Below are 25,956 nucleotides of genomic sequence, written 5' to 3'. Positions count from 1 at the left end.
GTTTGATAGGTTTGTATGTGAGCCGCTAGCAATGGCTTCCTTGCCAAAGATTGACATTTCGGTGTGCAGTTGTTCGTGGTGTTAGTCTACAGACCTTGTATATGGAAAATCATTGTGTGAAGGTCCGCTTTACGTACCAAGCAGATCTTCACTTTCGTCAGGATGACGGACTGAAGGAAGTACAAAAGAGATCCCAGCTTTGTACAAACTAAGGGAGTAAATCCTTTTCTAACGAGCTGTCACCATAAATTCAATAGGATGGATACATGGTTAATTCAATTGTTGATTAAGCCCCCTAATCGACTGAAATGCCTTCATCGGCTTATTGGTAGAAAATATATCTCCATGAACTAAGCACTCTACACATTTGTTCTAAAGCCTTTTGCTAAAGCGCCTACAATAGCGGCATGCGCTGTAATATCGCAAACGTGTCATATACTAAAGGTCGTTTTAAAAACAGTAGATATATCAATCGCCTGCTCATTTGAATGCGCTATCAAGTTTCAAATTAGCCGCCGTTAGTGCCCTACACAGATCTGGAGTTATTAGCTTTTATCTTTTCGCTTAATTTTAAAACGTGCATATAGCGCAGCTGCTGAGAACATCACAGTCAAAAAGCCCATCAAAATTAGAAAAATGAACGTATCTTCAGTCATTAGAATACTCAGCACTACTCACTTAAAAAGACTAGCAAAATATCCTAGATATACCCAAGAAGAACACCATCGAGTATAAGACTCTTGAACACAGGGCAACTGCAAGTATTATTGCCCTTACAGTAAATGTCATAAAGCAATCACAACATAAGCCGAGTTTAAATATAAATTTAGGACCATGACGGTCTTTAAAATTACTTTTGGGCACAAAAAGCCCGAAGGTCATCAATTTTGACCTTCGGGCAACGGCTCAAATTTAGCCCGAAGGTCGCGTTGGGCACGTATCCCGAAGGTCAATTTGAACAATTATTGAACGATTTTGAAAAAATCGTGGGCACAGAATGGGCACGTTTTGGGCACCGCGTGCCCAAAAGTGAAAAATCGAGAAAATTTTGACGCATTTCAGGTACAAAAAAGCCCTGATAAATCAGGGCGTTATGTTTGGTTGCGGGAGCAGGATTTGAACCTACGACCTTCGGGTTATGAGCCCGACGAGCTACCAGACTGCTCCATCCCGCGCTTGTTCTGGTTTGAAGCGGATGCTTACCGCGTCAAGTGGGGCGTATTATACATAGGGATTGCTTACACGCAAGCGCTGTTTAACAAAAAGATGACTGTTCGGTCATAAATCCATCAACCAGCGCCCTTAAGTCTAGTTTTATAGGAGAAAAGCTTATTTAAACGCTTCCATTTTCCCAGCAAGGGTAAAGTCCAAATCACTTAAACCATCAACATCGTGAGTTGTTAGTGCCACTTCAACTCTGTTGTACACATTAAACCACTCGGGGTGATGTCTTAGCTTTTCTGCCCAAATAGCGATTTGCGACATCCAGCCAAATGCACGAATAAAGCTTTTAAACGTAAACGTCTTTACAATTTTATCGCCCTCTAACACCCAGTGCTCAGACGGCTCTAATGACGCATTTAATTCTTCTAATGCCTTTAGAATTTGTTCATGTGATAACTTCTCAGCCATTTTTTGATTCCTTATTTTTATTTCTGATATTAGAACAAATTTTTTCGCACCTGATAAAAAAGCCCGGTAAAAACCGGGCTTGTGACTGTCAAGAAAAGCTAACGAATTAGAATTCGACAGCAATTCGAGCGTAGATTTGACGACCACGAGGATCGTGCACTTTCGAATCAAAACCACTGTTAGTGAACACCTGAGGTGGCTCTTTATCAAACAAGTTGATACCACCAATAGTTAACAAGTAGTCAGTTTCAGTATCTAGCACTGCACCTAAGTTGATGTTGTACTGAGCATCAACTGTCACTAGGCTATCAATTTCTTTAAATCCATCTGGACAGCTACCAGGATTTAAAGTGCCACTCGCACAGTTTTGATCGTCATCATATGAACTGATGTAACGTACAAACACGTTTGCACTGTGAATATCGTTCTGCCAATTCAAGCCAAAGTTAGCGCGTAACTCAGGTGAAGACGTACCGATATTAGTAAAGTTACGACGACCTGCACCATCAATGACACCAGCTTGTGGGTCAGTTAACTCATAATCCATTATGTAGGTTGCGTTAATGCTTGGTGTAAATGTACCGATATCACTGCGGATCTTATAGCTAGTGACTAAATCTATACCTGCCGTATCCAATGCACTCGCATTTACGTAGGTATTAAGCACTTGCAGTAGAGGTCCGTTTAGAGGATCACCTGCACGAATAACCACGTCAGTATTTTGAGGATCGGCATTCAACAACGCTTGCGCGTTCTGTTGAATAATCAAATCGTCAAAGCTGAAGTTCCAGTAATCTACCTCAATGGATAAATCGTCTACTGGCTCAAAAGAGAAACCAATGTTGTAGGCTGTCGACTCTTCAGGTTTCAGGTTTTCGTTACCCGATGAACGCACTGCAGCAAATGCTGTCGCACCACCAAACAATGGATCATTTAGCTGCTGAAGTGTTGTTGCACCACCGTTACGTAGGAATACCGTTGGCGCTCTAAATGACGTAGACCAAGACGCTCGCATTGAGAAATCATCCGTCGCACGCCATGAGAATGCCACTTTAGGGTCAACAGTATCACCGATAGCACCGCCGTAATCTTCGTAACGCAAGGCTAACTGAATATCTAAGTTATCTGAGACTGGTAACGCCATTTCTGCGAATGCCGCCCAAACGTCAAGCTTACCTTCAAAATCAGGGTTACCGATTACGAAGGTAAAGCTATCTTGGTTAGATAACTCATCATAATCTGAACGAAGCTTCTCTTCACGGTATTGCAAACCAAGTGCGATACCGGCAATGCCACCTTCCATATCAAATGCATCCAGTGAAGCAAAACCCTCTACCACTTGAATGTCAGACTTAGAGTCAATCACTTGCTTACCAGTGAACGAGTCCACTACGTATTGAGAGTTTGGCAACACTGAGTAAGACGTTGCGAACGGGTTAAAGTATTGGCAATCACCAACACCAGGCGTTCCTGTAACCGGATTACAACGTGAACCACCCAAGCCGTTAAGCGCTAATTGGAATTCGGTATTTAGCACATCTTCTACTTGGAATAGGAAGTCGTTAGTTGCGTTCGTGTAACTTAACTCCCAGAAACCGTTTTCTAGCTCACCTGTAAAGGTAGTGTTAAAGCGGAAAGTATCTGACTCAGTGTTTGCTGGGTCACCTGCGAAACCGTTACCTTCTGCACGTCCAAAGAACTGTACCGGTGCACCAAACGGATTGCTTGGGTGAGTTGCAGGTACCGTAGGCAATGTCAGAATTGGGAAGCTCGGTGCGCCACCACGCTCTGCACGGTTACGTGCAAGGCTGATTTCATTGGTCCACGAGATATCATCAGTTAGCTGATACTCAGATTTCACGTATGCAGTCACACGTGTCTCATCTGGAACGTATGAGTAGTAAGGCCCGAAATCAAATCCACAAAAACCAACGTTGAGTCCAGGAACTGTTCCCGGTGGTGCGAGCAATGTTGGATATCCACCTTGCGACTCACAGCCTGTCGGATCGATGAAAGGGAAACCGCCTAAGAAGTAAGCGCCTGGGTTGCCCAGTGAACTAGTATCGTCTTGAGGACGTGATAAACGACGGTCAGAGATAAATAGCGGTGAACGGTTTGTGTAGCTGATAGCAGCCATCATGCTACCGTTATCCCCTACAGTCCCCCAAAGACCTTGTAAGATATATTCTTTGTTATCGCCATGTGCGCCATCTTGATAATCAAATGTTACCTTCGCGCCTTCGTAATCTTTTTTCGTGATAAAGTTAACAACACCGGCAACCGCGTCAGAGCCGTAAAGTGCAGAAGCACCATCTTTAATCACTTCCATGCGGTTAATGGCGATCATTGGCACTAATGAACTAGTATCAACGAAGTTCAAGCCGTCGTTAGTCGGTTGAGCATTCACAACCTGACGTTTGTTGTTAAGTAGCACGAGCGTTGATGCAACACCTAAACCACGCAAGTTGATGTTTGATGTACCCGCTGTCGCGTTTTGCGTAAACGCGTCAGGGTTATTTTGAGCACCCGTGTTGATTGTTAGCGTTTGTGTAATATCCGCAATATTTTTCGCACCAATTGAATCAATCGATACGCTGTCAACGACCGCTAATGGAGAAGGCGATTCAAAGTTTTCGCTACGACGAACGAAACTACCGGTCACCATAATCAGTTCGAAATCTTTTTCTTCGGCTTGTTGAGAATCTTGGTCTTGTGCTACGGCTAAATTTGGCGCCAGCATAAACTGGGCTGCCACGCATGCGGCCAAAGCCGTTTTGCGAGTGGTTAACTTCATTATGTGTCCCCTATAGTCCGACCGCTATCAACAAACCGGTCAAAACATGTTGAAGTGGTCTTTACATTATTGTTAGAGGTGTACTTTTTTCGTACACCTCTGAAATAGTAGGCCTAACTTTGGATAATGTAAATTCCATGTTGCTTATATGTTAACATTAGCAAACTAGATGGTCTGACCAGAAAAAGCAAATGGGGTCACATACTTACGCGACAGAACGTATCACCGCTAACATCAAAAACTGGCCAACCAGTGCGGGTTTTTCTCTTCCGTCTATTTCAACAGCACAATCAAATGTGAACAGTTTACCCATTGGTTTTTGTTCTATCGCAGCCACTTTAAATGCATAACGGACTTTGTCGTTTACTCTTACAGGCTCAAGAAAGCGAAGATTATTGATACCATAATTGAGCACTGAAGCAATCTCTTCATGTGCGGGGACCACCTGTTCAAAGGCCTTAGGCATAAGAGATGCAGACAAAAAACCATGCGCAATGGGTTGTTTAAAGGGGCTGTGTTTTGCACACCGTTCTGCATCAACGTGTATCCACTGATGATCACCCGTTGCATCCGCGAATGTATTGATCATCGATTGCGTTATTGTAGTCCACTCGGATACTGGCAACTCATCACTTACATTCATATCCAGCAATGTTTTGTTCATATTTACTCCACAAAATGAGATTAGCTTACAAATTTATACTATCAATTACCTGAATATTTCAAATCACCTTCTATAATGTTTATTAATAACAAAATATGTTAACTTTTCGAAGTTAATTTAACTTGGATTTCTAACTAGCTATGAATCTAAATCGTATCGATCTAAATCTATTTGCAGTGTTCGACGCAATTTATACCGCAGGAAGCCTAACTAAAGCCGCTGACGTTTTATGCATTACTCAACCAGCTGTTAGTAACTCTCTGGCACGGCTAAGAGAAATGCTAAATGATCCTTTATTTGTGCGCACCGGACACAGTATGACGCCAACGCCCGTTGCGCAAAACATAATAGTACCCGCGCGACAGGCACTTGGACTTCTCCGTAAAAGTGTCCAGCAGAGTCACACCTTTGATCCTGCCGTCTCAGAAAAGGCGTTTAATTTCGCTAGCCGCGATTTGCTTGAGGTTAGCATCATGCCGCGGTTAATGGTCAGACTACAAAACGTTGCACCAAACGTTACGCTTACCAATTACGAAATAGCACGAAGCCAAGTAGTTTCCGCGATGGCAAACGGTAGCTTGGATTTTTTTGCTGACGCTTCAACATTTACCGATCCACATTTATGTAAGCAATTAATTGCTCGGGATAGGTTTGTTGCAATTGCCAGAAAGAATCACCCAGCCTTGCGAAATGGCTTAGATCTAGAAACCTTTTTACGTCTTGGCCATATTAATGTGTCGCATCGGAAAACCGGTGCCGGCCCAATCGACATCGAACTCGACAAAATTGGTAAAAAGCGCAAGGTTATTATGCGTGGCCAGCATTTCTTAACGGTACCAAGCGCGATCGTGAAAACGGATTTGATCGCTTGTCTGCCTTATCATTTGGCCAAACATTACGATTTAGCGATTTATGAGTTACCGCTTGAAGTCCCTAAAGTTGAATACTTCTTATATTGGCATGTCAGCGCTGACCATGATCATGCGCTCCTGTGGATGCGTGAGCAAATTGCTGAAGTCGCTAAAGCCTACGGCCCACACTAGAACATTTCAGTACCCCAAACACCAAAAGATCCAGCATTGCTGGCTCTTTTTTATGTTCTAAAATAGCATTAACAAGTAATGTTATTCCTCATCATCATCTCTGAAAATGCAGTGTGATGCATAATCTTTGGCTTCGTTAGCAGTCCAATCACCTTTCGGTTTTTCTTGCAGATCTTCACACCACTCTTTGCTGCCCACTTCTGGCGCACACGCCGTGACAAACAATACAGCTGCTAACACAGCAATGATTTTATATTTCATTTAATCGTCCTTTATACCTGCTAATAGACAATCACTTTAAAGTGAAGCAAACATTTGATCAACGTATGATTGCTATTGTGCTTCAATCTCGTAAACATCAAATAAAATCGGTGAATTCCACTTGTTCGTTGAATATGGCCTATCCTTAATGGTAAACAATATGCTTAGCGTATTCAGTATTCGAACGGCACAACAGTGATTGCAAAGGAGTAAGCCTGTGAACAATCAGGTATTAGATGAAATGCTAAATGTCAGTATCGCTCTCTCCACTGAGAAAGATACCGCAAAATTATTAGAAAGCATTCTCTTAGCAGCAAAGCATTTATCTAATGCTGATGGCGGCACCATTTATTCAGTCAACGACAATAAAGAACTGATATTCGATACCCTGATCAATGATAGTTTAAAGCTTCATTGGGGCGGTTCTACTGGTGAACCTATACAATTCGAGCCCATCCCAATGTTTGAAAATGGCCAGGTTAACGCACATGCAATAGTTGCATATGCAGCGGCAAACAATGAAGTGATCAATATCGACGATGTGTATGAATCGAGCGAATTCGATGTTGAAAAAGCCCGTCGATTGGATAAAGAGCATGATTATCGAACCAAATCGGTGCTCACCATCCCCATGATCAACCATGAAGGTGACGTAAATGGTGTACTTCAATTGATCAATGCACAAGATGGATCCGGCATTATTCCCTTTTCACCAACAGTCCAACGCTCGGTTCTTGCTTTGGCATCATTAGCGTCGGTTGCGTTAACCAACCGTCAACTGATAGATGCAATGGAAACCTTATTCCAGTCTTTTACTCAACTTATTGCTAAGGCAATCGACGAAAAATCTCCGTATACCGGTGGGCATTGTCGCCGAGTCCCAGAACTGACAATGATGATTGCAGAAGCGGTGCATAGGCATGATGAAGGGCCTCTGGCTGATTTTAAAATGTCGGATGCAGATCGTCATGAACTCAATCTAGCAGGCTGGATCCACGACTGCGGAAAAGTCGCCACCCCAGAATACATTATGGATAAGTCGAAAAAGCTGGAAACCATATTCGACCGAATTGAATTGGTTAAAACTCGCTTTGAAATTGCCAAACGTGATGCCGAAATTGAGTACTATAAAAAATTGGCTAACGCTGATGGTGCAGCCGAACAGACTGCGTTGAAAGAAGCATTAGATGCCACGCTAACTCAGCTTGAGGATGATCTCACATTTGTGACAAACGCCAATACTGGTGGCGAGTTTATGGATGCATCAGATCAAGAACGATTAGAAAACATCGGTCGATCATTAACACTCAATGTTGACGGCGACACTACAGCGCTTTTAAGCGAAGATGAAATCTACAATCTCAGGACTGCCAGAGGTACGTTAAACAACGAAGAGCGCGATATTATTAACCGTCACATGGATATTACCGTTGAAATGCTAGAGTCTCTGCCCTTTCCTAAACATTTACAACGCGTGCCAGAATTTGCTGGCGGTCACCATGAAAAAATGGATGGCAGCGGATACCCTAAAGGCTTAACCCGTGATCAGATGTCCATACCGGCCAGGATGATGGCAATCGCCGATATCTTTGAAGCTTTGACGGCAAGTGACCGACCGTATAAAGAAGGGAAAAAACTAAGTGAATGTTTAACCATCATGGGCAGAATGAAACTGGGTGATCATATTGATCCTGATCTTTTTGAGGTGTTTGTAAAACAGAAAGTACACCTTTCATACGCCGAGAAGTTTTTAAAACCGGAACAAATAGATGACTTGCCGTTAGAGGAAATTCCGGGCTTCGCTAGCTAAAACTTATTTCGACGTGTGCGTAAAGCTACCGTCCCAGTCTTCTGGGGGTGGGTTTTGAATAAAGAAGTGACAACGCTCTATATACAAGTCCACCACAACTGGTAAATGATAAGTATTTTTCAATGCCGTGAATTGTACTAAGGCTGTATCGAATTCACTCGCGAAGTAGTGTTGCAACGCTTCTGAGTATGCTTGGTCCAATGCATTATCCGAATGCGTTTCTGATATTTGCAATGGTGTATAGATGGTAACGGGCTTGTGCTTTCCTTTTACTTTCACTTTATCAATCATTAAAAATTGAAATTTAGTGGCTTGCTTGCACGTCTCTTCGCTGACCAAAATACTCAGACCATAATATTTTGTGAGTCCCTCCAAACGCGATCCTAAATTTACTGCGTCACCAATAACCGTATAGGCTCGACGATAATCTGACCCCATGTCGCCAACGTTCATCTCGCCGGTATTCAGTCCAATACCAATGTTCGCCTCAGGCTGGTTTGCGCGACTAAACTGCTTGTTCAAACTTTCTAACGCTTTAATCATGTCAAACGCGGCTTTCACAGCTTTATTTGCATGTTCAGGATCGTTAAGCGGTGCCCCCCAAAAAGCCATGACCATATCGCCAACATATTTGTCGATAGTGCCATCATTTTCAAAAATCACTTTGGTTATCGGGGAAAAGAACTGATTTAGCCATTGTTTCAACTCATGAGCGGCCATCGACTCAGAGATAGTGGTGAAACTTCGAATATCACTAAACATAACCGTAAGCTCACGTTTTTCCCCTGCCAGCGAATTGTCATTGCTGGTCAAAAGCTCATCGATATGCGCAGGCGGCACATATTGATCGAAAATGGCTTTAACCTGTCGACGCCGCTTAGCCTCGGATAAGAAGCCAGAGATAATAAACAGAATGGATAAAAACGCGGTGAGGATGAGCGGGGAAATAATCGGCAGATCAATCGAAAACTGTTGCCAGAAAAATAGATTCATCCAAATTGTAAGGACAAGCATTAACACTGAAGCCAAGCTCATTGTCACAGGGCCTAAATACGAAAACCCCAACACGATAACCACTGTGATCAATACAAGTTGAAGTGCTAGCGCGCCTTCCCACCAATCTGGGCGATATATTAAGCGTTCCGGTGCAAATAGAGATTCAAATACTGTTGCGTGGATCTCAACGCCTGGGAAATTAACTGCCATCGGTGTTACACGCAAATCAGCTAGCCCAGAGGCTGAAGTACCGATAAAAACCACAGCCTGTTCAAATTTTGACGAGCTTATAGTTCCTTTGAGAACATCCACTGCCGAGGTATAAGGGTAAGTACCTTGACGCCCCTTAAAGGGGATAAGTACACGCCCTTGATTGTCAGTCGGTATTATCTGGTTACCAAATCTGACGCCTGACAAAAAACGTTCATTTCCAGCTGTCTCCCATTGAGGCTCTATTGTTTCAACCAAGCTATAAACGCGGAATGCCTCTGCAGCGAGTGAGGGGTAATAGGTATCACCAACTTTAGCAACCAAAGCCGAGCGCCTGACAAATCCGTCAGCATCCTCTACAGAGTTCATAAAGCCTTGGCCCGCACTCGCACTTGCTAGTGGTGCAATGACGCCTGAATACCCTTCATACTGGTAAACACGGTCAATCGTGGCAAACGTCTCCTGCTGAACCGACTGTCTACTGAGTATTCCTTTTCGAATATCAGATTGTTGGTGCAGCAATGTACCTAAGACAATTTCATTTTGTCCGATACTGCGCGCGAATGTCATGTCATAGTCAAATTCACGTAAAATACGCTCTGCATCATTCGCTTGATTGCCAGGAAGCCGCCCTTCTTTCATCAATGAATCGAGTACGGGCTCCGCGGGGTTGGGTTGTGGCTCTGAAAACAAAACATCATAAACAATGACAATTGCACCCAGCTCTGTAAGTTTGTCGGTTAGTTGAGCATACAAATTCCTTCGCCATGGCATGCGCTCAACTTCCAGCAATGTGCGCTCATCGATATCGACAACTTGAATGTTGGCTAACGATTCGGGGATCGGCGGTGCATAGCTCAACTTTGCGTCGTACCCGATCCCATCGAGCCGATTTAAAATAGTATTCGAAGTAAAAAATTGCAGAAACACTGTAAGCAGCAATATGGCGCATGACACAGCGGCACGCAGGCCGCTGAAACCCAATATTTCTCGCGGCGTCTTAGAAATTGCCATGCTTCGATACCATACTAACGACTACTCTGCCCATCTAATTAGTTAGTTACCGAAATCAGTACATTGGCTAAACTTGTCTTTCCTTTGTCATCCGTAATCTGATAGGTAAAAATATCATCGCCGATAAAACCACTGTCGGGCGTGTAGGTAAATGCACCGTCACGACTCGCATCTAATGTACCATACAACGGAGGCACGACAATTTCTGCGGTTAAGAAGGGCAAAACACCTTTATTTTGGAACAGTAATTGATAAACATTCCCATCATTGCTGCTTACCCATACTTCATCGCTATTAATATTAACAGCCAGGCCTGACAACACGGACAACGAACTCGGCAGAGGCAATGTACGCAGGTGGTTGCCATCCTTGTTCAACTCCAGTAATCGACTTTCCGTGCTGCTTAATACGTAGAAAGTGCCCGTTTGATTGTTAACATCGAGATCACCATGGGTCACGTAAAACTGTAGATCAGTAAACACCCCGGTAATTTGCGTCAATATTGCACCAGACAGTGGGTCTACTTCAGAAACAATAGGCTCTCCCGAACTCGTTTGCGATTGCTGAAGCAGAAAGAATGTTTTCGAAATCGGATTATATGCACCACCCACAACATCACCATTTCCCACTGCCGTATTCAATGTTGCTAACGTCGTGCCCGTGGTAATATCAAGCGCATAGATTGTTGCGGGACCGCTACCGCCATTAATGACTAACACAGTCCCTTGCGGTACTGTATTGCCGGCGATTTGCAGTGCTTCTGGTGCAACTTCAATGTCTATGTTGCCACTGTTACTGAATGGCAATGAGATGCTGCCCATAGACGAGCCAATTGCATTGTTGATAGCGATAAAACTGCCGGTGAAACTAGTGGTGTAAACATACTGACGGAATTCATCTAGGCCAACAGAGGCTAGTCCGCCGATGCTAGGGCTAAACTGCAATATAGTCTCTAGTGAATCGCCAAAAATAGCGGTGTTGGGGTCGCTATCATTGTCAACAAACCCCGGTGCAGAGATAACTAACGGTGTATCAACCGCCGTAGAATAAGAATCCATTTCAGCCCGAGGAGAGCCATTTCTATCTTTCACCAGTGCCTCACCCGCTTGGGTGAATTCAATCCGATCGAGTTGCCCAGTTAAATCTGCACCTGGATACAAGCCTACTTCACCAATGCTACAAGGAACACCGGCCGGCAGCCCATTGCAGAATTGAAAGCTAGTGATAAACGCTCCAAAATTTAATGAATCACCTATTGGGTTATCAGGGTAAAGCAAACTGTATCGCCCGCCATTGTCGGGGAATAAATACAGTTCAAACACCGCTCCTCCCACATCAATAAAGTTGAGATTATTGCTTCCCGGAGTCTCTGAAATGGCTATGACGGGCGAATCTCCAACACCTTGATACTTTTGTACAAAAGCATAAGTACCCGATTCATTTGGGGTTTTACCACTTGTGGATGATTCAGCGTATTGCCCTCTCATCACACACACAGTATGAATTTCCTGCAGGCACTCACCTATCCGGTAGCGTCCAGAACCAACGCCATTTCCTGATGAGGTTTCCCCTAACCCCATGTAAAACAAATCACCTGTAATAGAACTGGATTGGCCACTCAAATTGGCCGGGATCGACGGTACTTCGATTGACACAAATGCACTTTGGGTCAATCCCGTGCTATCTGTGATCTGGTACACAAATGAGTCTGTTCCAGTAAAGTTCGTGTTGGGTTGATAAGTAAAACTGCCATCACTTACGAGCACTAGCGTTCCAAAGCTAACATCGGTTACCGGCGTAGTATCAACCACAATACTATCACCATCAGGATCGGCGTCATTGACCATAACCCCCTGCGCGGGCAGCACAGTTAACAGCTGGTTCTCAAGCGCAATGTACTCATCATTATTGGCGATCGGCGCGCGAGACGCAGCGCCAATAGTTACGATGACCTGCGCCGTTGAAAACCCGCCATTTCCATCTGTTATATCATAAGAAAAGCTATCAGCACCGATGTAACCAGATTGAGGCACATAGGTTAGTGTATTGTCTGACTCAATGGTTACATTACCTAAGCCATTCGATACGCTATCTATGACGATAGGGTCTCCGTCCACATCCGTGTCATTGGCTAACACGTCAATATTAACGCTGATATCTTGTTCAGTTGTTGCACTGTCATCGACTGCGACCGGTTCATCATTTACAGGTAAGACATCCAATATCACGGTCGCATTGCCGACACCGCCCTGACCGTCACTGATAATGTAATCGAGTATAACCTCGCCGTTAAAATTCACAGGAGGCTCGTAGACCACTAGCCCATTCTGAATATCAGAAGTACCTTCGTTAGCTGAAACCGATGTGATGGTTAAACTGTCACCGTCTGCGTCGGTATCGTTTTGTAATACATCAAGTTCAGTCAATTCATCCTCATCACTGGTAAAACTATCATCAACCGCGTCCGGATTATCATTGACTGGAAGAATAGTGACATTGACTGACGCACTTGCTGTACCGCCGTTTCCGTCACTGATCATATAAGTAAGCGTTGCTGTGCCATGTTCATTCAGTGCAGGTGTAAACAGTATTCCACCGGATTGGATTTCGGCAATGCCCGCACTGGCAGACGCATCTACTATTGTTAACGGATCACCGTCGCTATCACTGTCATTTTGTAACACGTCAATTAGAACGGCTTGGTCTTCGTCAGTTTGAGCTGCATCATTATTCGCAACGGGCGGATTATTCGGCGTTACGTTTCGCGCAGGAAATACCAACTCATCCATGAATGTACTTTCACCACTACCATCTACGCCAGCGAGTAGGACGTAATATGATACGAAGGGGTCAAGGCCAGTAAAAACCTGAGGGGGCGATTCAACCGCTAACAATGCTTGGCCGTCCGGCAATTGCTGATAGCTGTATTGATTCACGCCTGATTGGGAGGCTAAGTAAAGATTGTAACGCAAGATATTTGGGTTCAACGCCCATGAGATTTGAATTTCCGAATCATTGTTCTGTCTTGCGCCCGTTACACCCGTTATTTGTGGCGGTTGCCAATTTAGCGAGAGCGTATCGACAACATCTGATTGCCCCAAAGAATCCGTAACCACAAGAGACACATTAATACTGCCAGGCTCAGCACCGTACATACCAGGATTCACACCTGATACTCTATCTTCGAAATAATCCACACCACAGGTACTCTGCGAACTACATAGCTCATGCTCACTGCCATCGTCGCTAAATCTTAGTGACACTTTGGCGATCCCATCATTATTTTCAGCCAAAACGTCAATGACAGGGTTCCCCTGCTGTGCGGAAAAACCCACGGGGATAGTCAAGTTGCCAGATGCATTGGTCGATGAACCTGTCACCGGGGGTTCAGGATTGATAGGCGTAAGCGCGTCAGGCGCAACGTTGCCATTGCCATCGCCGCCACATGCAGTAAGTAATGCAAGGACGAAGGGTGTAACTAATAAAGTAAAAGGTTTCATTGATCATTCACCTATTACGGAAAGCGTTCTGTCAGAATAAAAGATCCACCTGCACGGGTGTTCGGACTATTAATTTCAAATAGTTCTACATTGCCAAATATGCTGGTTGCATCCTCTGTAAAAAAGCCGCTGATATTGCCATCTGCCAACTGATTATTGTGCGAAGCAAAGTTAATATTTAAATCCAAATCATTCGCACTGATTAAACCATTAAATGCTGCGAACCATTCCCCTTGGGAATCTGTAAATGACAAACTCCCAGTCGGCACACTGGCGGTGTCAAAATTGACGGTCATTGCCATATTGAGATCCGATACACTGCCGTTACTGCTGGTGAAACTAGCGTCAGAAAGGTGATCGAAAGTGGCAGTCCCTGTTCTTGAAACCCCCGTTTCGGGTGGCAAAACGCGCGCCACTAATTGGTCGTTATCAATGAACGTTTCCCCTAGTATGTCCGCCTCTTCCGCACCAGAGCTAACTGTCGGATCTAGTACTGGGGCGCTTATAGGAGTGATGAAGGCCAATCGCGTTTCATCACTTCTTTCGCCTGCTGGAATATCGAATAAATCGTTACTGTGCCCGAGCGTAAATTGCGTGGGAGGATTGACTAAAAACTGAACCGTCCCATCCTGTCTCACGATGGCGAAACGGTAGTCCTGATCCGGCCCTAACGAAAACTGATTGCCGGTAGCATCAACACTGACGTCAATAATTCCTTCCCAACCAGCAAGATACAAATCACCGTCCGCAAGCTCTGCTTCATAATGTGTGCCTCTAACACCGATACTGGCTATAGGCGTTTTCAATCGATATGTATCAGGTGAGGCTTGTAGTGCACCGGTGATTGTGCGTAACCCACCTTTAAGTAGCGACATATCGACGTGACCTTGCTGAGTATTCTGATCAAAGTCATAGTCAGCGATAGCTAATTCTGTTTGTTGCTGCAGCGATAATAATCCTCCATCAATCATGCGTAACTGCGCGGCGCTCTTTTGCCCAGTTGTTACATTATCGACAATAAACACGGGAGACCGCCGCGCAAGTGCCCGAGTATCCTTTTCACTACTACTTGCCGTTACTTCGCCTTTCGCCATGATCGTTTTGCCCGCTGAGTTTTGAGCAAGGCTAAGTGAACTGGCCAATAGCAATAGTACGCAGCCACCAAGGCGAATAGCCCAGCTCATCGCATGATTAAAATTCATAACTTGCTCCTAACCAGACTTTGACGCGCTGATACTGGTATATATCAATATTACTATCGTTATCGAGATAACTTATTTTTCCTAACAGAGACCACTGCTTACTTAACCGATACGTCGCCACAGCCTGTCCATGAAGAAAATTATCTTCGCGTTTGGTTAAGAATAGAGGGTGGACACCTTGATAATCAGAATCGGTATATTCCAATGACAAACGATATTCCCACTGGCTTGAAAGTCTTTGAAACCATTCGTAACTTAATCCCCACAGTGTGCGCTCGAGAAAATCTTGGGCCTCAGACACTTGCTCCAATCCATAGCGAACATCAACCTTGTGACGCCCCGTCTTTTGCGCTTTTTGTAGGGTAAGAAAAGACACAAATTGGTCTTTATCAAACCCTTGCTGTTCACTGTAATCTTCATTTGAGTACAGTACGCTCAGTCCCACTGAGTATGTATCTGCAATAGGCTTTTCCAGTGCAATCAATGCACCGTAATAATCAAGAAATGCATCGCCATCCAACCTCAATGGGCGATAGAACACTGCACCATCGAACTGATAGTCATTAAAAGATCTGCGATAGCCTAAGCTACCCATCATAAAGGTACGACTCAGAGCAATCTCATCCTCATACTCTGCATGTGTAACAGAGCCCGATGCGTACCAACTGCTGTGCTGATCAAGTGGGCTTGCATATGAAACCGCCCCCATAACGTCAATAAACATGCTGTCACTTTCGACACTTTCATCAAACAGTGTCACTGTCCCTATTGACGGTATGACAATAAACTCGTCCTCAACCCCGTTATTAGGATTGGAGTCGTGTCCCACACCGACTTGAACCAAACTCGAAACGCGAGAGTCCTGTTGGCTTTGCCTCTGCTCAATACGCTGTAAATATCTTGAAACGGTTGTCGAGAAGCTTTGATCATTCACCTGTATATTGGTGAGAAATGTGAGTTCACGTTTTGCCGCTTGATAGTTCCCGAGTTCATAATATGCTACCCCAAGCGCTAAACGCCCCTGATGAGCTTGCGGGTTTATTTGAAGTACGCGTTCAAAGGCAAATACGGCGGTATGTAAATCACCGTTTGCCCTTGCTGAGAGCCCATAGGCTAAATCAAACTCTGGTGAACCTTCAAACTCTTCAGCGTTTGCTAGGGCAAGTGAATAGGCCGCATCATTCTGACCTCTTTCAAGCAATGCCCTAATTTCTGCCACGACATCCTTTTCAGATGCATTGACGTGCATTGTTAGGAGGACTCCCCATAACAATGCTCCTATTGATTTATAGATATTTCTCGACAGCATACAAGGTCGACACTGGATGGCTCGTCATTTAACTATAGAGCAAATCGGCTAGTTTGCTGAAAATATCGAATTAATTCATTCCATTAGCATTAAGCTATTTTCACAAGACACTACCTTCAGGTGTCGGTATTGAATAGACACTATTTGACATCATCGTGATCAATAAGGAACAAGCGGCCGCCCCTGACCGTTGCCAACAAGACGTTTTATATTTGAAACGATGTAACTTACATCTGGTCAATGGAATTTAAAATGCTGATAAATCCCGCAGTGCCTTGCCGTTCAGATATCCGATCAAGCAACAAAGGCCCTAATAATGGCACCTTGATATAGCCTTTTGACTCCCAAATGACTTCTGTCCCCTCGGGCACTTCGCGTAATTTAATTTCCCCCTTTATATGATCAAAGGTGAAAGGACTGGATTTCTCAATTCGATATTCAAGTCGATGCGGGGGGTCATAGGCAATTATGCGCTCAAATAGGGTTAACGGGTTCATTTTAATGCGTCGCAAAGCCCCTTCACCGTTCTTTTCGCTGTGCCCAAACTCGACTAACTCGGATTCATTTATAGGCTTGAATTGATGATAATTACCATGCTCAGAAAACACGCTAAACACTTGTTCTATTGGCTTTTTAACGGTTCTCTTAACGCAAATATTGAACATTTTTATCCTTATATTCTCGCTGTATTAGCGTATTAATTATAATACCTATGTATTGTACTGGCTGTTTTTCAAACAGTCATCATCAGCTTTAATTATCCTCGTCAAACATATTTACGTTTAATTTAATCGAGGACTTAACCATGTTGAAAATAGTTAAAACTTCTCTTGCTGTTGTTGCTGCATCTTTTATCGTATCTGGTACTGCTCACGCTGATGTGAACGAAGCACTTGCTAATATTTGTAACATCGTTCAGGCCGACGACAAAGGCGAACTTCGCAAAAAAATGAAAATGGTTCAATCGGATTACAACCTTCGTTTGTCTGATTACTACTCAGGTGTTTCTTGTGGCGGTAATAGCCTGATCCGCCTTGCTATCTTGAACAACGCTGTTGAAGCAGGTGAGCTACTAGTTAAAAAAATGCCAAAGAGCGCGTTAACTGAGCCAGAAGCTGACGGTAAAACATTACAAGCGTGGATTACTGAACAAGGCTTGGGTGCGAATCCTGTTGCTGCGGTACTAGCAGACCGAATCTAATAAAAAATGATTTAGGTAGTCGTGCGCTACCCCCATGTTTCAACATGGTCGGCAGAGAAATCTGCTTCCTCGGAAGGCTCCCTCGGGAGCCTTTCTTCTTTATTCAGATATAAAAAGTTCAATTTCAGCGTTGATTGCATCAGGCACTTCATGATGGATCCAATGGCTGGCCTCAGCAAAACGCACTTCCTTATATTCCTCAACATAGTGCTCTAGTGAATCCAATACACCTATATCAAACGCCGCATCTTGCTCCCCCCACAAAACCAATGTCGGCACTGGTATATGCACTTCAGGGATACGAATATCAGTTAATGCTTTTATTGATGAACCCGTTAGACTCTCGTCAGACGAGGTCTCTTCTTCACGCGGGAACAGTTGCGGCATCGCGCGATAGTAGTTCAACATTCGCGTAACCGCACCCGGACGAGACCAAACCTCGTAAAATCGCCCAACTTCATCATCCGTCAAAGGCACACGAACTTGCCGGATACTGTGTTCAGAGAGTTTTTGAAAGCAATTTGCTGACAATTCATCTTCAGCATCAGGTCGCAAAAATGAGTGAATATAGTCACTTTTTAAACGTTGTTCGCGATTAATGATCATTTCACGCGTGAACGTACTCGGATGCGCAGCATTGATAATCACAAGCCGCTCAATTAAATGCGCAAAACGTGCGGTTAATGGCCATGCCAATGCCCCGCCCCAATCATGAGCGACCAAATACACAGGTTTATTTTTCGCAAATACGCTGATGAACTCAGCCACTATTGCAACAAGATTAGGTACAGCATAGCCGTCAAGTGTCTCAGGGCCTTGGCTTAGGTTATAACCAGGCAGATCCAGTGCAATAGCCCGATACTTAGTGCCAAAGTAAGCTAACTGTGACTGCCATACGCCACTGTATTCTGGGAAACCATGTAAGAATATTATGGTGGGAACATCATCGGACCCAGAACAGGTTGGCGCCTGCATAAGATAATGCAGGCGCAGCCCCTTAACTGAGACGTAACACGAACGCACACTTCGAGGCGTACTCATGTGTAACATTACTCTTGGAAAAATGCCTCTTCACTCATGCTCATCAAGTTTTCAGAGCCGGAATGGATGGCTGATACCAATGAACGCGTTCGCGTAAGCAAACGATCAAAGTAGAACTTTGTGGTATGCAGTTTCGCTTGGTAGAAGTCTGTTTCACTCGAACCAGCGTCCAATTTTTCCTGCGCGGTAACCGCCATACGTAACCAGAAATAAGCAACGGTGACGTAGCCGGAATACATCAAGTAATCAACTGATGCCGCACCTAACTCGTCTGGATTATTGGCTGCTGCTTTCATGATGTCATTGGTCAGTTGTTGCCATTCATCAACATGACTTTCAACTGCATTGGCCCATGCGTTAAATTGAGGCTTATCACGTAAACCTTCGCAGTAACTGCGGATTTCTTGAACAAATACGTCTAACAATTTGCCTTGGCTACCCACCACTTTACGTGCCAATAGGTCAATCGCTTGGATACCCGTGGTGCCTTCATACATAGTACAAATGCGAGTATCACGCGCTAATTGTTCCATGCCCCACTCTTTGATATAGCCATGACCACCGTACACTTGCATACCGTAGCTTGTACATTCTTGAGCGGTCTCTGTTAAGAACGCTTTCACGATAGGTGTTAATAGCGCCAATTTGGCATCAGCCAGTTGACGTTTTGCTTCATCTTTTTCATACAGCGTAACGTCAACCAATTGCATGCAATAGATAGCAAGCGCTCGGTTTCCTTCTTTAAACGCTTTTTGCGTCAATAGCATACGTCGAACATCAGGATGCACAATGATAGGATCGGCGGGTCCGTCAGGGTTTTTCTTGCCCGTCAATGAACGGAACTGCAGACGGTCCTTAGCATAAGCCAATGCGCCTTGGAATGCCGCCTCACACGCAGATAAACCTTCCATACCGGTACCGATACGGGCTGTATTCATAAAGGTGAACATGCAGTTTAGTCCGCGGTTAGGCTGACCAATCAAGTAACCGGTTGCACCGTCAAAATTCATTACACAGGTTGCACTCGCTTTGATACCCATTTTGTGTTCAATTGAGCCACACACAACGGCATTTCGGTCACCTAGCTCACCGTTTTCATCGACATTAAATTTGGGCACGATGAACAATGAAATGCCTTTAGTGCCTGCAGGCGCATCAGGTAAACGAGCTAACACAATATGCACAATATTGTCAGACATATCGTGCTCACCCGCAGAGATGAATATTTTAGTGCCCGAAATGGCATAGGTTCCGTCGGCGTTAGGCTCGGCTTTACACTTCAGCATGCCAAGATCAGAGCCACAATGCGGCTCTGTCAAACACATAGTGCCCGTCCAAGAACCCTCGACCAGTTTTGGTAGGAACATATTTTGCTGTTGTTCAGTACCATGAACCTTCAAGGTCTCCATACAGCCTTGACTCAACCCTGGATACATTGCCCATGAGTGATTCGCACCTGAAAACCATTCCGCAATCGACGTTGCAAGTGAGTATGGCAATGCTTGACCACCAAACTCCTCAGGATGCGTCATTGACGGCCATCCGCCTTCAACATATTGTTGATAAGCTTCTTTAAAGCCGGTAGGCGTAGTCACTTCGCCATCTTTCCATGTACAACCTTCTTCGTCACCAATCGCATTAATTGGCGCTAGTACATTTTCAGAAAACTTAGCCGCTTCTCCGAAAATAGCCTGAACAAGATCTTCACTGACTTCATCAAATCCGAGGTCTGCATAGTGTTTATCAAACCCGAACAATTCATAAAGATTAAATAATGCATCTCGCTGAGGAGCTTTGTAATTTTGCATAATCAGTCGCCCTATAAAACTTCAAACAACCCGGCAGCACCCATACCGCCACCGATACACATAGTACACACAACGTACTTGGCACCACGACGCTTCCCTTCAATCAATGCATGGCCCACCATGCGCGCTCCGCTCATGCCATACGGATGGCCAATCGAAATGGCACCACCGTTTACGTTTAATAATTCGTCTGGGATCCCCAATTTATCGCGGCAATAAAGCACTTGCACTGCGAACGCTTCATTAAGTTCCCAAAGGCCTATATCACTCATGCTCAAACCGTGTTTCTTCAACAACTTCGGAATGGCATATATTGGGCCAATACCCATTTCATCAGGTTCACAACCCGCAACTGCGATACCGCGATAAACACCCAGCGGTTGCAGACCACGACGCTCCGCTTCTGCCTCGCTCATTAAGACGCTCGCGCTCGCACCATCTGACAATTGGCTGGCATTACCTGCGGTAATAGTACCACCTTCGATTACAGCGTTAAGGCTCTGCAACCCTTCCAACGTCGTTTCAGGACGGTTACCTTCATCTTTTGATAATGTTGCCGACTGGAAGCTAACCTCTCCCGTCGCTTTATCCATAACGGCCTGATTCGCTGTAATAGGTACAATCTCATCGTCAAACTTACCAGCAGCTTGTGCGGCAGCAGTACGCATTTGAGACTGATATCCGTATTCATCTTGTGCGTCACGCCCAATACCATAGCGATTAGAGACCACTTCAGCCGTTTGTAGCATTGGCATATAGATATCTTTATGCTTAGCAATTAAAGCTGGATCAGTCGCTCTGTATGTATTCATGTGCTTGTTTTGCACTAGCGAGATAGAATCTAAGCCGCCCGCAACCATGATGTCAGTTTCACCGTTCATGATGCTATTTGCCGCTGTCGCTATTGCGTACATACCGGAACTGCATTGACGATCCAGCGTCATGCCCGATACCGTAACAGGTAAACCACCCGCTAGACCGGCCAAACGACCGATATTCATTGAGCCTGAGCCTTGCGTTAATGCACTTCCCATGATGACATCATCGACTTCGTCACCTTGTAATTTAGCACGGCTTACAGCCGCCGCTATTGCATGTCCGCCCAAAGATGGCGCTTCAAGATTGTTTAAAACGCCTTTATACGCACGACCAATAGGAGAACGCGCAGTTGATACAATTACAGCATTTCGCATGATGATTCCTCGATTACTGTCTTAAATTAGTTAAATGTCTTGCCTTGGGCAGCGAGCTTTTCGAGTAATGGCGCAGGTTTAAACCACGCTTTACCATAGTCACCCAAAGTGTCTTCATATTTCTTCATTGCCGCTAACACATTATCTAGACCAATTTCATCGGCATATTTCATTGGGCCTCCTCGATATACAGGGAAGCCATATCCATACACATAAATCACATCAATATCGCTGGCCTTGGCAGCAATGCCTTCTTCTAAAATCAAAGCGCCTTCATTGATCAATGGGTAAATGCAACGCTCCAAAATTTCTTGTTCACTGATCTCTCGACGCTCAATGCCTAAACGTTCGGCTTCTTGTTTTGCTAACTCAACGACGGTTTCATCAGGGATAGGTTGGCGGTTACCTTCTTCATACAGATACACACCCTTGCCAACTTTAAGTCCTACACGACCGTCTTCAACAAGTTTGTCTGCAACAACGCAGTAACTTGGATCATGTTCGATAAAGGCACGACGTGATTGACGCACAAAATACCCAATATCCAGTCCCGCCATATCACCCATAGTGAATGGGCCCATTGGCAGACCAAATTTATAAATAACCTTGTCTACCTGCTCTGGCGTAGCGCCTTCTAACATAAGACGGTTCGCTTCACGGCCATATGCTTCGATCATGCGATTGCCAACGAAACCGAAACACACGCCGACTAACACAGCGACTTTCTTGATCGTTTTCGCCATTTGCATACAGGTTTTAATAACATCTGGAGCAGTAGAATTGGTTTTGACAATTTCCAGCAGTTTCATAACGTTCGCTGGTGAAAAGAAATGCAAGCCAATCACATCTTCAGGACGCGAGGTCACGTCAGCAATCAGGTTTACATCCAATGTTGACGTATTAGTCGCTAGGATTGCGCCAGGCTTACACACTTCATCAAGGGTTTTAAATACCGTTTGTTTAACTTCTAGCTTTTCAAATACGGCTTCAATAACTAAGTCAACATCGGCTAGATCAGCATATTCGGTAGTACCGGTAAGTAACGCCATGCGTGATTCTACGTCTTCCTGAGTCAGCTTGCCTTTTTTCGCGCTGCGTTCATAGTTACCGCGAATAACGCTAAGGCCTTTGTCTAGCGCTTCTTGTTTCATTTCTAACATGGTGACTGGGATGCCTGCATTGGCAAAGTTCATCGCAATACCGCCGCCCATGGTACCGGCACCGATAACAGCCACACGTTTAATATCACGGGTCGGCGTTTGCTTATCAAAGTCTTTGACGTGCCCTGCTGCTCTTTCAGCAAAGAAGAAATGTTGCTGAGCGCGCGCTTGAGGTGTTTGCATACACTCCATAAACAATTCTTGTTCACGCTGCAAACCTTCAGGGAATGCAAGTTCTGTTGCAGCTTTAACCGCTTTAATGCAGTTAAACGGTGCAAAGAAACCACGCGCAGCCTTGGCTGTACCCGCTTCAAACGTAGCAAATAAGTCATCCGCCACCGTACTCATATCAATTTCAATATCGCAGGTTCTTGGGATTGCCGCAGCGGGATCTAGCTGTTGTATAAAATCTTGTGTAGCCGCAAGTAACTCTTCTGGCGTATCTGTAATAACAGCAAACAAGCCCGATAGCTTACCTGCTGACTCAGGTTTACCTGACACGATCATATTCAGTGCTTGCGCAACTGGGATCAAGCGAGGTAAACGCTGTGTACCGCCCGCCCCTGGTAAAATGCCAAGGTGAACTTCTGGTAGTCCAACTTTGTTACGTTTGTGCGTTATGCGGTAATGACATGCGAGTGCTAGTTCTAAGCCACCGCCGAAAGCCGGTCCAGGAAGAACAGCAATAACCGGCTTAGGCGATTGCTCAATTTTATGCAGTACCTTGGTTGAAAGGTTGGGTTCGAAATCTCCTGTTGAGAATTCACTGATGTCAGCACCACCGCTAAAAAAACCAATGTCGGATGTAATCACAATCACTTTGACTGAATCATCTGACAGCGCTTTATCAACACCATCAATCAGCCCAACTCGCACACTTTTGCCCAGGGCATTCACTGGAGGGTTGTGCATAACCAGTGTTGCTACCGACTGGTTTACCGAATAAGAAACCGCAGAATTTTCACTCATAATTAATCACACTATTGTCAACATGGTGTGCATGGTATGACCTGTAGACTAATCAGTGAAGTTTATTGGTTTTATAATCCTACATAAATTAAATCAATATTATTAACAACCCGTTTACACACATGGGCTTGCGCTCAACTGAAGAATTTTGCTGAAACTCTGAGCATTGATTAACAGGCTATCTATCATGTAAAAGCTATTCATCGGACACAACTGGACACATACTCATGCAGGCTTTACGCACTCCTGAAGCTCGATTTGCCAATCTACCTGGATATCACTTTTCCCCTCATTATATTGAGGTGGACGATTTCGAAGGCGGCACTTTGCGCATGCATTACATTGACGAAGGGCCGCGCGACGGCGAAGTGATTTGGATGCAGCACGGTGAACCTAGTTGGGCGTATTTATACCGTAAAATGATTACGCCCCTAACCGCTCAAGGCTACCGCGTGATCGTGCCGGATTTGATAGGCTTTGGTCGTTCTGACAAACCCTCCCAAAGAGAAGATTATACCTACCAAAGACATCTTGATTGGGTAACACAATTATTAGATACACTAGCTCTTAAAGACATCACCTTGGTATGTCAGGATTGGGGCGGCCTATTAGGATTGCGCTTAGTCGGTGAACAGCCGGAACGTTTTTCACGTGTAGTGGCATCAAATACGATGTTACCTACTGGCGATCACCCGCCGCCAGAAGCATTTTTTAAGTGGAAAGCGTTTTCCCAAACTGTCGAAGAGTTTCCTGCTGCAGGCATTATAAAAGGCGCAACGGTTTTACCTCTCGCTGAAGGCGTTTATGACGCTTACAACGCGCCCTATCCAGAAGAAAAGTACAAAGCCGGCGCGAGACAATTCCCCTCTTTAGTACCGGTATCGCCGGATGATCCGGCTAGCGAAGCTAATCGCCAAGCATGGCAAGGTTTACGTCAATTCAATAAACCATTTTTGTGCGCATTTAGTGATTCTGACCCAGTCACAGCTGGCGGTGACGCCATAATGCAGAAGTTAATTCCCGGTTGTCAGGGACAAGCTCACACAACCATTAAGCAAGGCGGACATTTTGTTCAAGAAGATCAAGGCGAAGCTTTCGCCGATATCATTCTTGCTTTTTTACATGCTACTCCAACTCATTTAAATCAATAGGCAAACGTATGGATCCATTATTAAATTTTGAAAATAAAACTGTTCTTATCACCGGAGCTGCCAGTGGTTTTGGCCGCTTACTGGCGCAAGCCTTTGCCGCGAGAGGAGCCAATTTGGTGTTGGGAGATATCAATGAATCGGGACTCCAAGAAACGGTAGATGGTTTATCTGTAGATCCTGCTCGCGTGTTAACTATGCGCAATGATGTGTCAAAAGAAGCAGATTGTGCGGAGTTGGTTAAGCAAGGCGTAAGCAAATTCGGCACGCTTGATTATGCCATTAATAACGCCGGCATTGCACACGATCCAGCCGCAACACATGAACTCACCGAAGAGGTATTTGACAAACAAATGAACGTCAACGTTAAAGGCGTACTGTTTGGCATGAAGTACCAAATCCCAGTAATGCTCGCGAATGGCGGCGGCCATGTGCTAAATGTGAGTTCAATGGCCGGTCTTGGCGGTGCTCCAAGAGGTGGTGCATATGTCGCGGCTAAGCACGCTGTCGCTGGTTTAACGCGTACAGCCGCCGTGGAATACGGACGCAAAAACGTGCGCGTTAATGCCATTTGCCCCTATTTCAGCCCAACCAATATATTGAACGTAGACGGCTTTAATACTGACGAAGATCGTGCCCGCATGGCATTTGGTTCACCAATGAAGCGCCTTGGTGAGCCACAGGAAATGGTTAACGTCATGGTGTTAATGTTGTCTCCTGGCAATACCTATATGAACGGTCAAACCATTGCCGTTGATGGTGGTGTATCGGCTTGGTAGTTAAAGCACGGGGTGATTAAGGTATTATTTAAAATACCTATGTATCACCTCGGCTGTTTTTTAATCACCCAACATGGGCTTTAATTCATCTCGTCAAACACATTAACTTTTAATTAATTCGAGGAATTAACCATGTTGAAAATAGTTAAAACTTCTATCGCTATCGCTGCCGCTTCTTTCGTTTTCTCTGGTACAGCTCACGCTGACGTTAACGAGGCTTTG

General features: G+C 44.7%; 18 protein-coding genes, 1 tRNA gene and 1 pseudogene. 6 read left to right on the top strand and 14 right to left on the bottom strand.

All coding sequences use genetic code 11. From position 1 onward, the window contains the following. Window positions 1-1,098 precede the first annotated feature (1,098 nt). The 4 genes from CSH93_RS17645 to CSH93_RS17630 all read right to left on the bottom strand — a co-directional run bounded on the left by CSH93_RS17645 (window position 1,099) and on the right by CSH93_RS17630 (window position 5,090). A tRNA-Met gene (locus CSH93_RS17645) sits at window positions 1,099-1,175 on the bottom strand. 154 nt (window positions 1,176-1,329) lie between these two features. Further along, entirely contained in the window at window positions 1,330-1,632 is a 303-nt protein-coding gene (locus CSH93_RS17640; RefSeq protein WP_100644690.1) for a 4a-hydroxytetrahydrobiopterin dehydratase, read from the bottom strand. 106 nt (window positions 1,633-1,738) lie between these two features. Continuing rightward, window positions 1,739-4,426: a TonB-dependent receptor plug domain-containing protein gene (locus CSH93_RS17635; RefSeq protein WP_100644689.1), complete on the bottom strand. Its 2,688-nt coding sequence runs from the start codon at window positions 4,424-4,426 to the stop codon at window positions 1,739-1,741. A gap of 205 nt (window positions 4,427-4,631) precedes the next feature. Beyond that, entirely contained in the window at window positions 4,632-5,090 is a 459-nt protein-coding gene (locus CSH93_RS17630; RefSeq protein ID WP_100644688.1) for a MaoC family dehydratase, read from the bottom strand. Between the two features lie 140 nt (window positions 5,091-5,230). On the opposite strand from CSH93_RS17630, the gene CSH93_RS17625 reads away from it, so the two are divergent. Then, window positions 5,231-6,133, top strand: a complete 903-nt coding sequence (locus CSH93_RS17625) for a LysR family transcriptional regulator (RefSeq protein ID WP_100644687.1) — start codon at window positions 5,231-5,233, stop codon at window positions 6,131-6,133. An 81-nt stretch (window positions 6,134-6,214) separates the two neighbouring features. Here the strand turns inward: CSH93_RS17625 and CSH93_RS17620 are convergent, their stop codons facing one another. Further along, window positions 6,215-6,394: a DUF3012 domain-containing protein gene (locus CSH93_RS17620; protein ID WP_100644686.1), complete on the bottom strand. Its 180-nt coding sequence runs from the start codon at window positions 6,392-6,394 to the stop codon at window positions 6,215-6,217. A 217-nt stretch (window positions 6,395-6,611) separates the two neighbouring features. Between CSH93_RS17620 and CSH93_RS17615 the strand changes: the two genes are divergently transcribed. Further along, a complete protein-coding gene (locus CSH93_RS17615; protein ID WP_240615653.1) occupies window positions 6,612-8,204 on the top strand; it encodes an HD family phosphohydrolase in 1,593 nt (530 codons plus the stop codon). Between the two features lie 3 nt (window positions 8,205-8,207). Here the strand turns inward: CSH93_RS17615 and CSH93_RS17610 are convergent, their stop codons facing one another. The 5 genes from CSH93_RS17610 to CSH93_RS17590 all read right to left on the bottom strand — a co-directional run bounded on the left by CSH93_RS17610 (window position 8,208) and on the right by CSH93_RS17590 (window position 17,100). Beyond that, a complete protein-coding gene (locus CSH93_RS17610; protein ID WP_100644685.1) occupies window positions 8,208-10,424 on the bottom strand; it encodes a CHASE2 domain-containing protein in 2,217 nt (738 codons plus the stop codon). 38 nt (window positions 10,425-10,462) lie between these two features. After that, window positions 10,463-13,924, bottom strand: coding sequence for an Ig-like domain-containing protein (locus CSH93_RS17605; protein ID WP_100644684.1), 3,462 nt, complete (start codon window positions 13,922-13,924; stop codon window positions 10,463-10,465). 14 nt (window positions 13,925-13,938) lie between these two features. Beyond that, a complete protein-coding gene (locus tag CSH93_RS17600) occupies window positions 13,939-15,126 on the bottom strand; it encodes a FecR family protein (protein WP_100644683.1) in 1,188 nt (395 codons plus the stop codon). Further along, window positions 15,116-16,375, bottom strand: coding sequence for a surface lipoprotein assembly modifier (locus CSH93_RS17595; RefSeq protein ID WP_164078411.1), 1,260 nt, complete (start codon window positions 16,373-16,375; stop codon window positions 15,116-15,118). Before CSH93_RS17595 ends, CSH93_RS17600 begins: the two co-directional genes overlap by 11 nt. 287 nt (window positions 16,376-16,662) lie before the next feature. Continuing rightward, window positions 16,663-17,100 (bottom strand): SRPBCC family protein, encoded by a 438-nt coding sequence (locus tag CSH93_RS17590; RefSeq protein WP_100644681.1) that lies wholly within the window; start codon window positions 17,098-17,100, stop codon window positions 16,663-16,665. A 140-nt stretch (window positions 17,101-17,240) separates the two neighbouring features. Between CSH93_RS17590 and CSH93_RS17585 the strand changes: the two genes are divergently transcribed. After that, complete coding sequence (locus CSH93_RS17585; RefSeq protein WP_100644680.1) at window positions 17,241-17,636, top strand: DUF3718 domain-containing protein; 396 nt, start codon at window positions 17,241-17,243, stop codon at window positions 17,634-17,636. 99 nt (window positions 17,637-17,735) lie between these two features. Here the strand turns inward: CSH93_RS17585 and CSH93_RS17580 are convergent, their stop codons facing one another. Genes CSH93_RS17580 through CSH93_RS17565 form a run of 4 tightly spaced genes read right to left on the bottom strand, consistent with a single transcriptional unit; the run spans window position 17,736 to window position 23,807 of the window. Continuing rightward, window positions 17,736-18,677, bottom strand: coding sequence for an alpha/beta fold hydrolase (locus CSH93_RS17580; RefSeq protein ID WP_164078410.1), 942 nt, complete (start codon window positions 18,675-18,677; stop codon window positions 17,736-17,738). A gap of 8 nt (window positions 18,678-18,685) precedes the next feature. Continuing rightward, a complete protein-coding gene (locus tag CSH93_RS17575; RefSeq protein WP_100644678.1) occupies window positions 18,686-20,485 on the bottom strand; it encodes an acyl-CoA dehydrogenase C-terminal domain-containing protein in 1,800 nt (599 codons plus the stop codon). Between the two features lie 11 nt (window positions 20,486-20,496). After that, window positions 20,497-21,678, bottom strand: coding sequence for an acetyl-CoA C-acyltransferase (locus tag CSH93_RS17570; protein WP_100644677.1), 1,182 nt, complete (start codon window positions 21,676-21,678; stop codon window positions 20,497-20,499). A gap of 26 nt (window positions 21,679-21,704) precedes the next feature. Next, window positions 21,705-23,807 (bottom strand): 3-hydroxyacyl-CoA dehydrogenase NAD-binding domain-containing protein, encoded by a 2,103-nt coding sequence (locus CSH93_RS17565; RefSeq protein WP_100644676.1) that lies wholly within the window; start codon window positions 23,805-23,807, stop codon window positions 21,705-21,707. A gap of 227 nt (window positions 23,808-24,034) precedes the next feature. Between CSH93_RS17565 and CSH93_RS17560 the strand changes: the two genes are divergently transcribed. The 3 genes and pseudogenes from CSH93_RS17560 to CSH93_RS18305 all read left to right on the top strand — a co-directional run. Further along, entirely contained in the window at window positions 24,035-24,958 is a 924-nt protein-coding gene (locus tag CSH93_RS17560; RefSeq protein WP_100644675.1) for a haloalkane dehalogenase, read from the top strand. Window positions 24,959-24,966: 8 nt separating this feature from the next. Beyond that, window positions 24,967-25,734, top strand: a complete 768-nt coding sequence (locus CSH93_RS17555) for an SDR family NAD(P)-dependent oxidoreductase (RefSeq protein ID WP_100644674.1) — start codon at window positions 24,967-24,969, stop codon at window positions 25,732-25,734. Window positions 25,735-25,866: 132 nt separating this feature from the next. After that, window positions 25,867-25,956, top strand: a pseudogene (locus tag CSH93_RS18305) (DUF3718 domain-containing protein); the annotation flags it as partial.

This window comes from Neoalteromonas facilis (genome assembly GCF_002807665.1).
In the GTDB taxonomy this organism is placed as follows: domain Bacteria; phylum Pseudomonadota; class Gammaproteobacteria; order Enterobacterales; family Alteromonadaceae; genus Alteromonas_E; species Alteromonas_E facilis.
Note: the sequence above shows the minus strand (reverse complement) of the source record. Positions and strands in the feature narration are given on the sequence as shown.

Excerpts from the sequence above, each read along its gene's own strand:
- CSH93_RS17640 (WP_100644690.1), bottom strand. The coding sequence starts at position 1,632 with ATGGCTGAGAAGTTATCACATGAACAAATTCTAAAGGCATTAGAAGAA.
- CSH93_RS17635 (WP_100644689.1), bottom strand. The coding sequence starts at position 4,426 with ATGAAGTTAACCACTCGCAAAACGGCTTTGGCCGCATGCGTGGCAGCC.
- CSH93_RS17630 (WP_100644688.1), bottom strand. The coding sequence starts at position 5,090 with ATGAACAAAACATTGCTGGATATGAATGTAAGTGATGAGTTGCCAGTA.
- CSH93_RS17625 (WP_100644687.1), top strand. The coding sequence starts at position 5,231 with ATGAATCTAAATCGTATCGATCTAAATCTATTTGCAGTGTTCGACGCA.
- CSH93_RS17620 (WP_100644686.1), bottom strand. The coding sequence starts at position 6,394 with ATGAAATATAAAATCATTGCTGTGTTAGCAGCTGTATTGTTTGTCACG.
- CSH93_RS17610 (WP_100644685.1), bottom strand. The coding sequence starts at position 10,424 with ATGGCAATTTCTAAGACGCCGCGAGAAATATTGGGTTTCAGCGGCCTG.
- CSH93_RS17605 (WP_100644684.1), bottom strand. The coding sequence starts at position 13,924 with ATGAAACCTTTTACTTTATTAGTTACACCCTTCGTCCTTGCATTACTT.
- CSH93_RS17600 (WP_100644683.1), bottom strand. The coding sequence starts at position 15,126 with ATGAATTTTAATCATGCGATGAGCTGGGCTATTCGCCTTGGTGGCTGC.
- CSH93_RS17595 (WP_164078411.1), bottom strand. The coding sequence starts at position 16,375 with ATGCACGTCAATGCATCTGAAAAGGATGTCGTGGCAGAAATTAGGGCA.
- CSH93_RS17590 (WP_100644681.1), bottom strand. The coding sequence starts at position 17,100 with ATGTTCAATATTTGCGTTAAGAGAACCGTTAAAAAGCCAATAGAACAA.
- CSH93_RS17585 (WP_100644680.1), top strand. The coding sequence starts at position 17,241 with ATGTTGAAAATAGTTAAAACTTCTCTTGCTGTTGTTGCTGCATCTTTT.
- CSH93_RS17580 (WP_164078410.1), bottom strand. The coding sequence starts at position 18,677 with ATGAGTACGCCTCGAAGTGTGCGTTCGTGTTACGTCTCAGTTAAGGGG.
- CSH93_RS17575 (WP_100644678.1), bottom strand. The coding sequence starts at position 20,485 with ATGCAAAATTACAAAGCTCCTCAGCGAGATGCATTATTTAATCTTTAT.
- CSH93_RS17570 (WP_100644677.1), bottom strand. The coding sequence starts at position 21,678 with ATGCGAAATGCTGTAATTGTATCAACTGCGCGTTCTCCTATTGGTCGT.
- CSH93_RS17565 (WP_100644676.1), bottom strand. The coding sequence starts at position 23,807 with ATGAGTGAAAATTCTGCGGTTTCTTATTCGGTAAACCAGTCGGTAGCA.
- CSH93_RS17560 (WP_100644675.1), top strand. The coding sequence starts at position 24,035 with ATGCAGGCTTTACGCACTCCTGAAGCTCGATTTGCCAATCTACCTGGA.
- CSH93_RS17555 (WP_100644674.1), top strand. The coding sequence starts at position 24,967 with ATGGATCCATTATTAAATTTTGAAAATAAAACTGTTCTTATCACCGGA.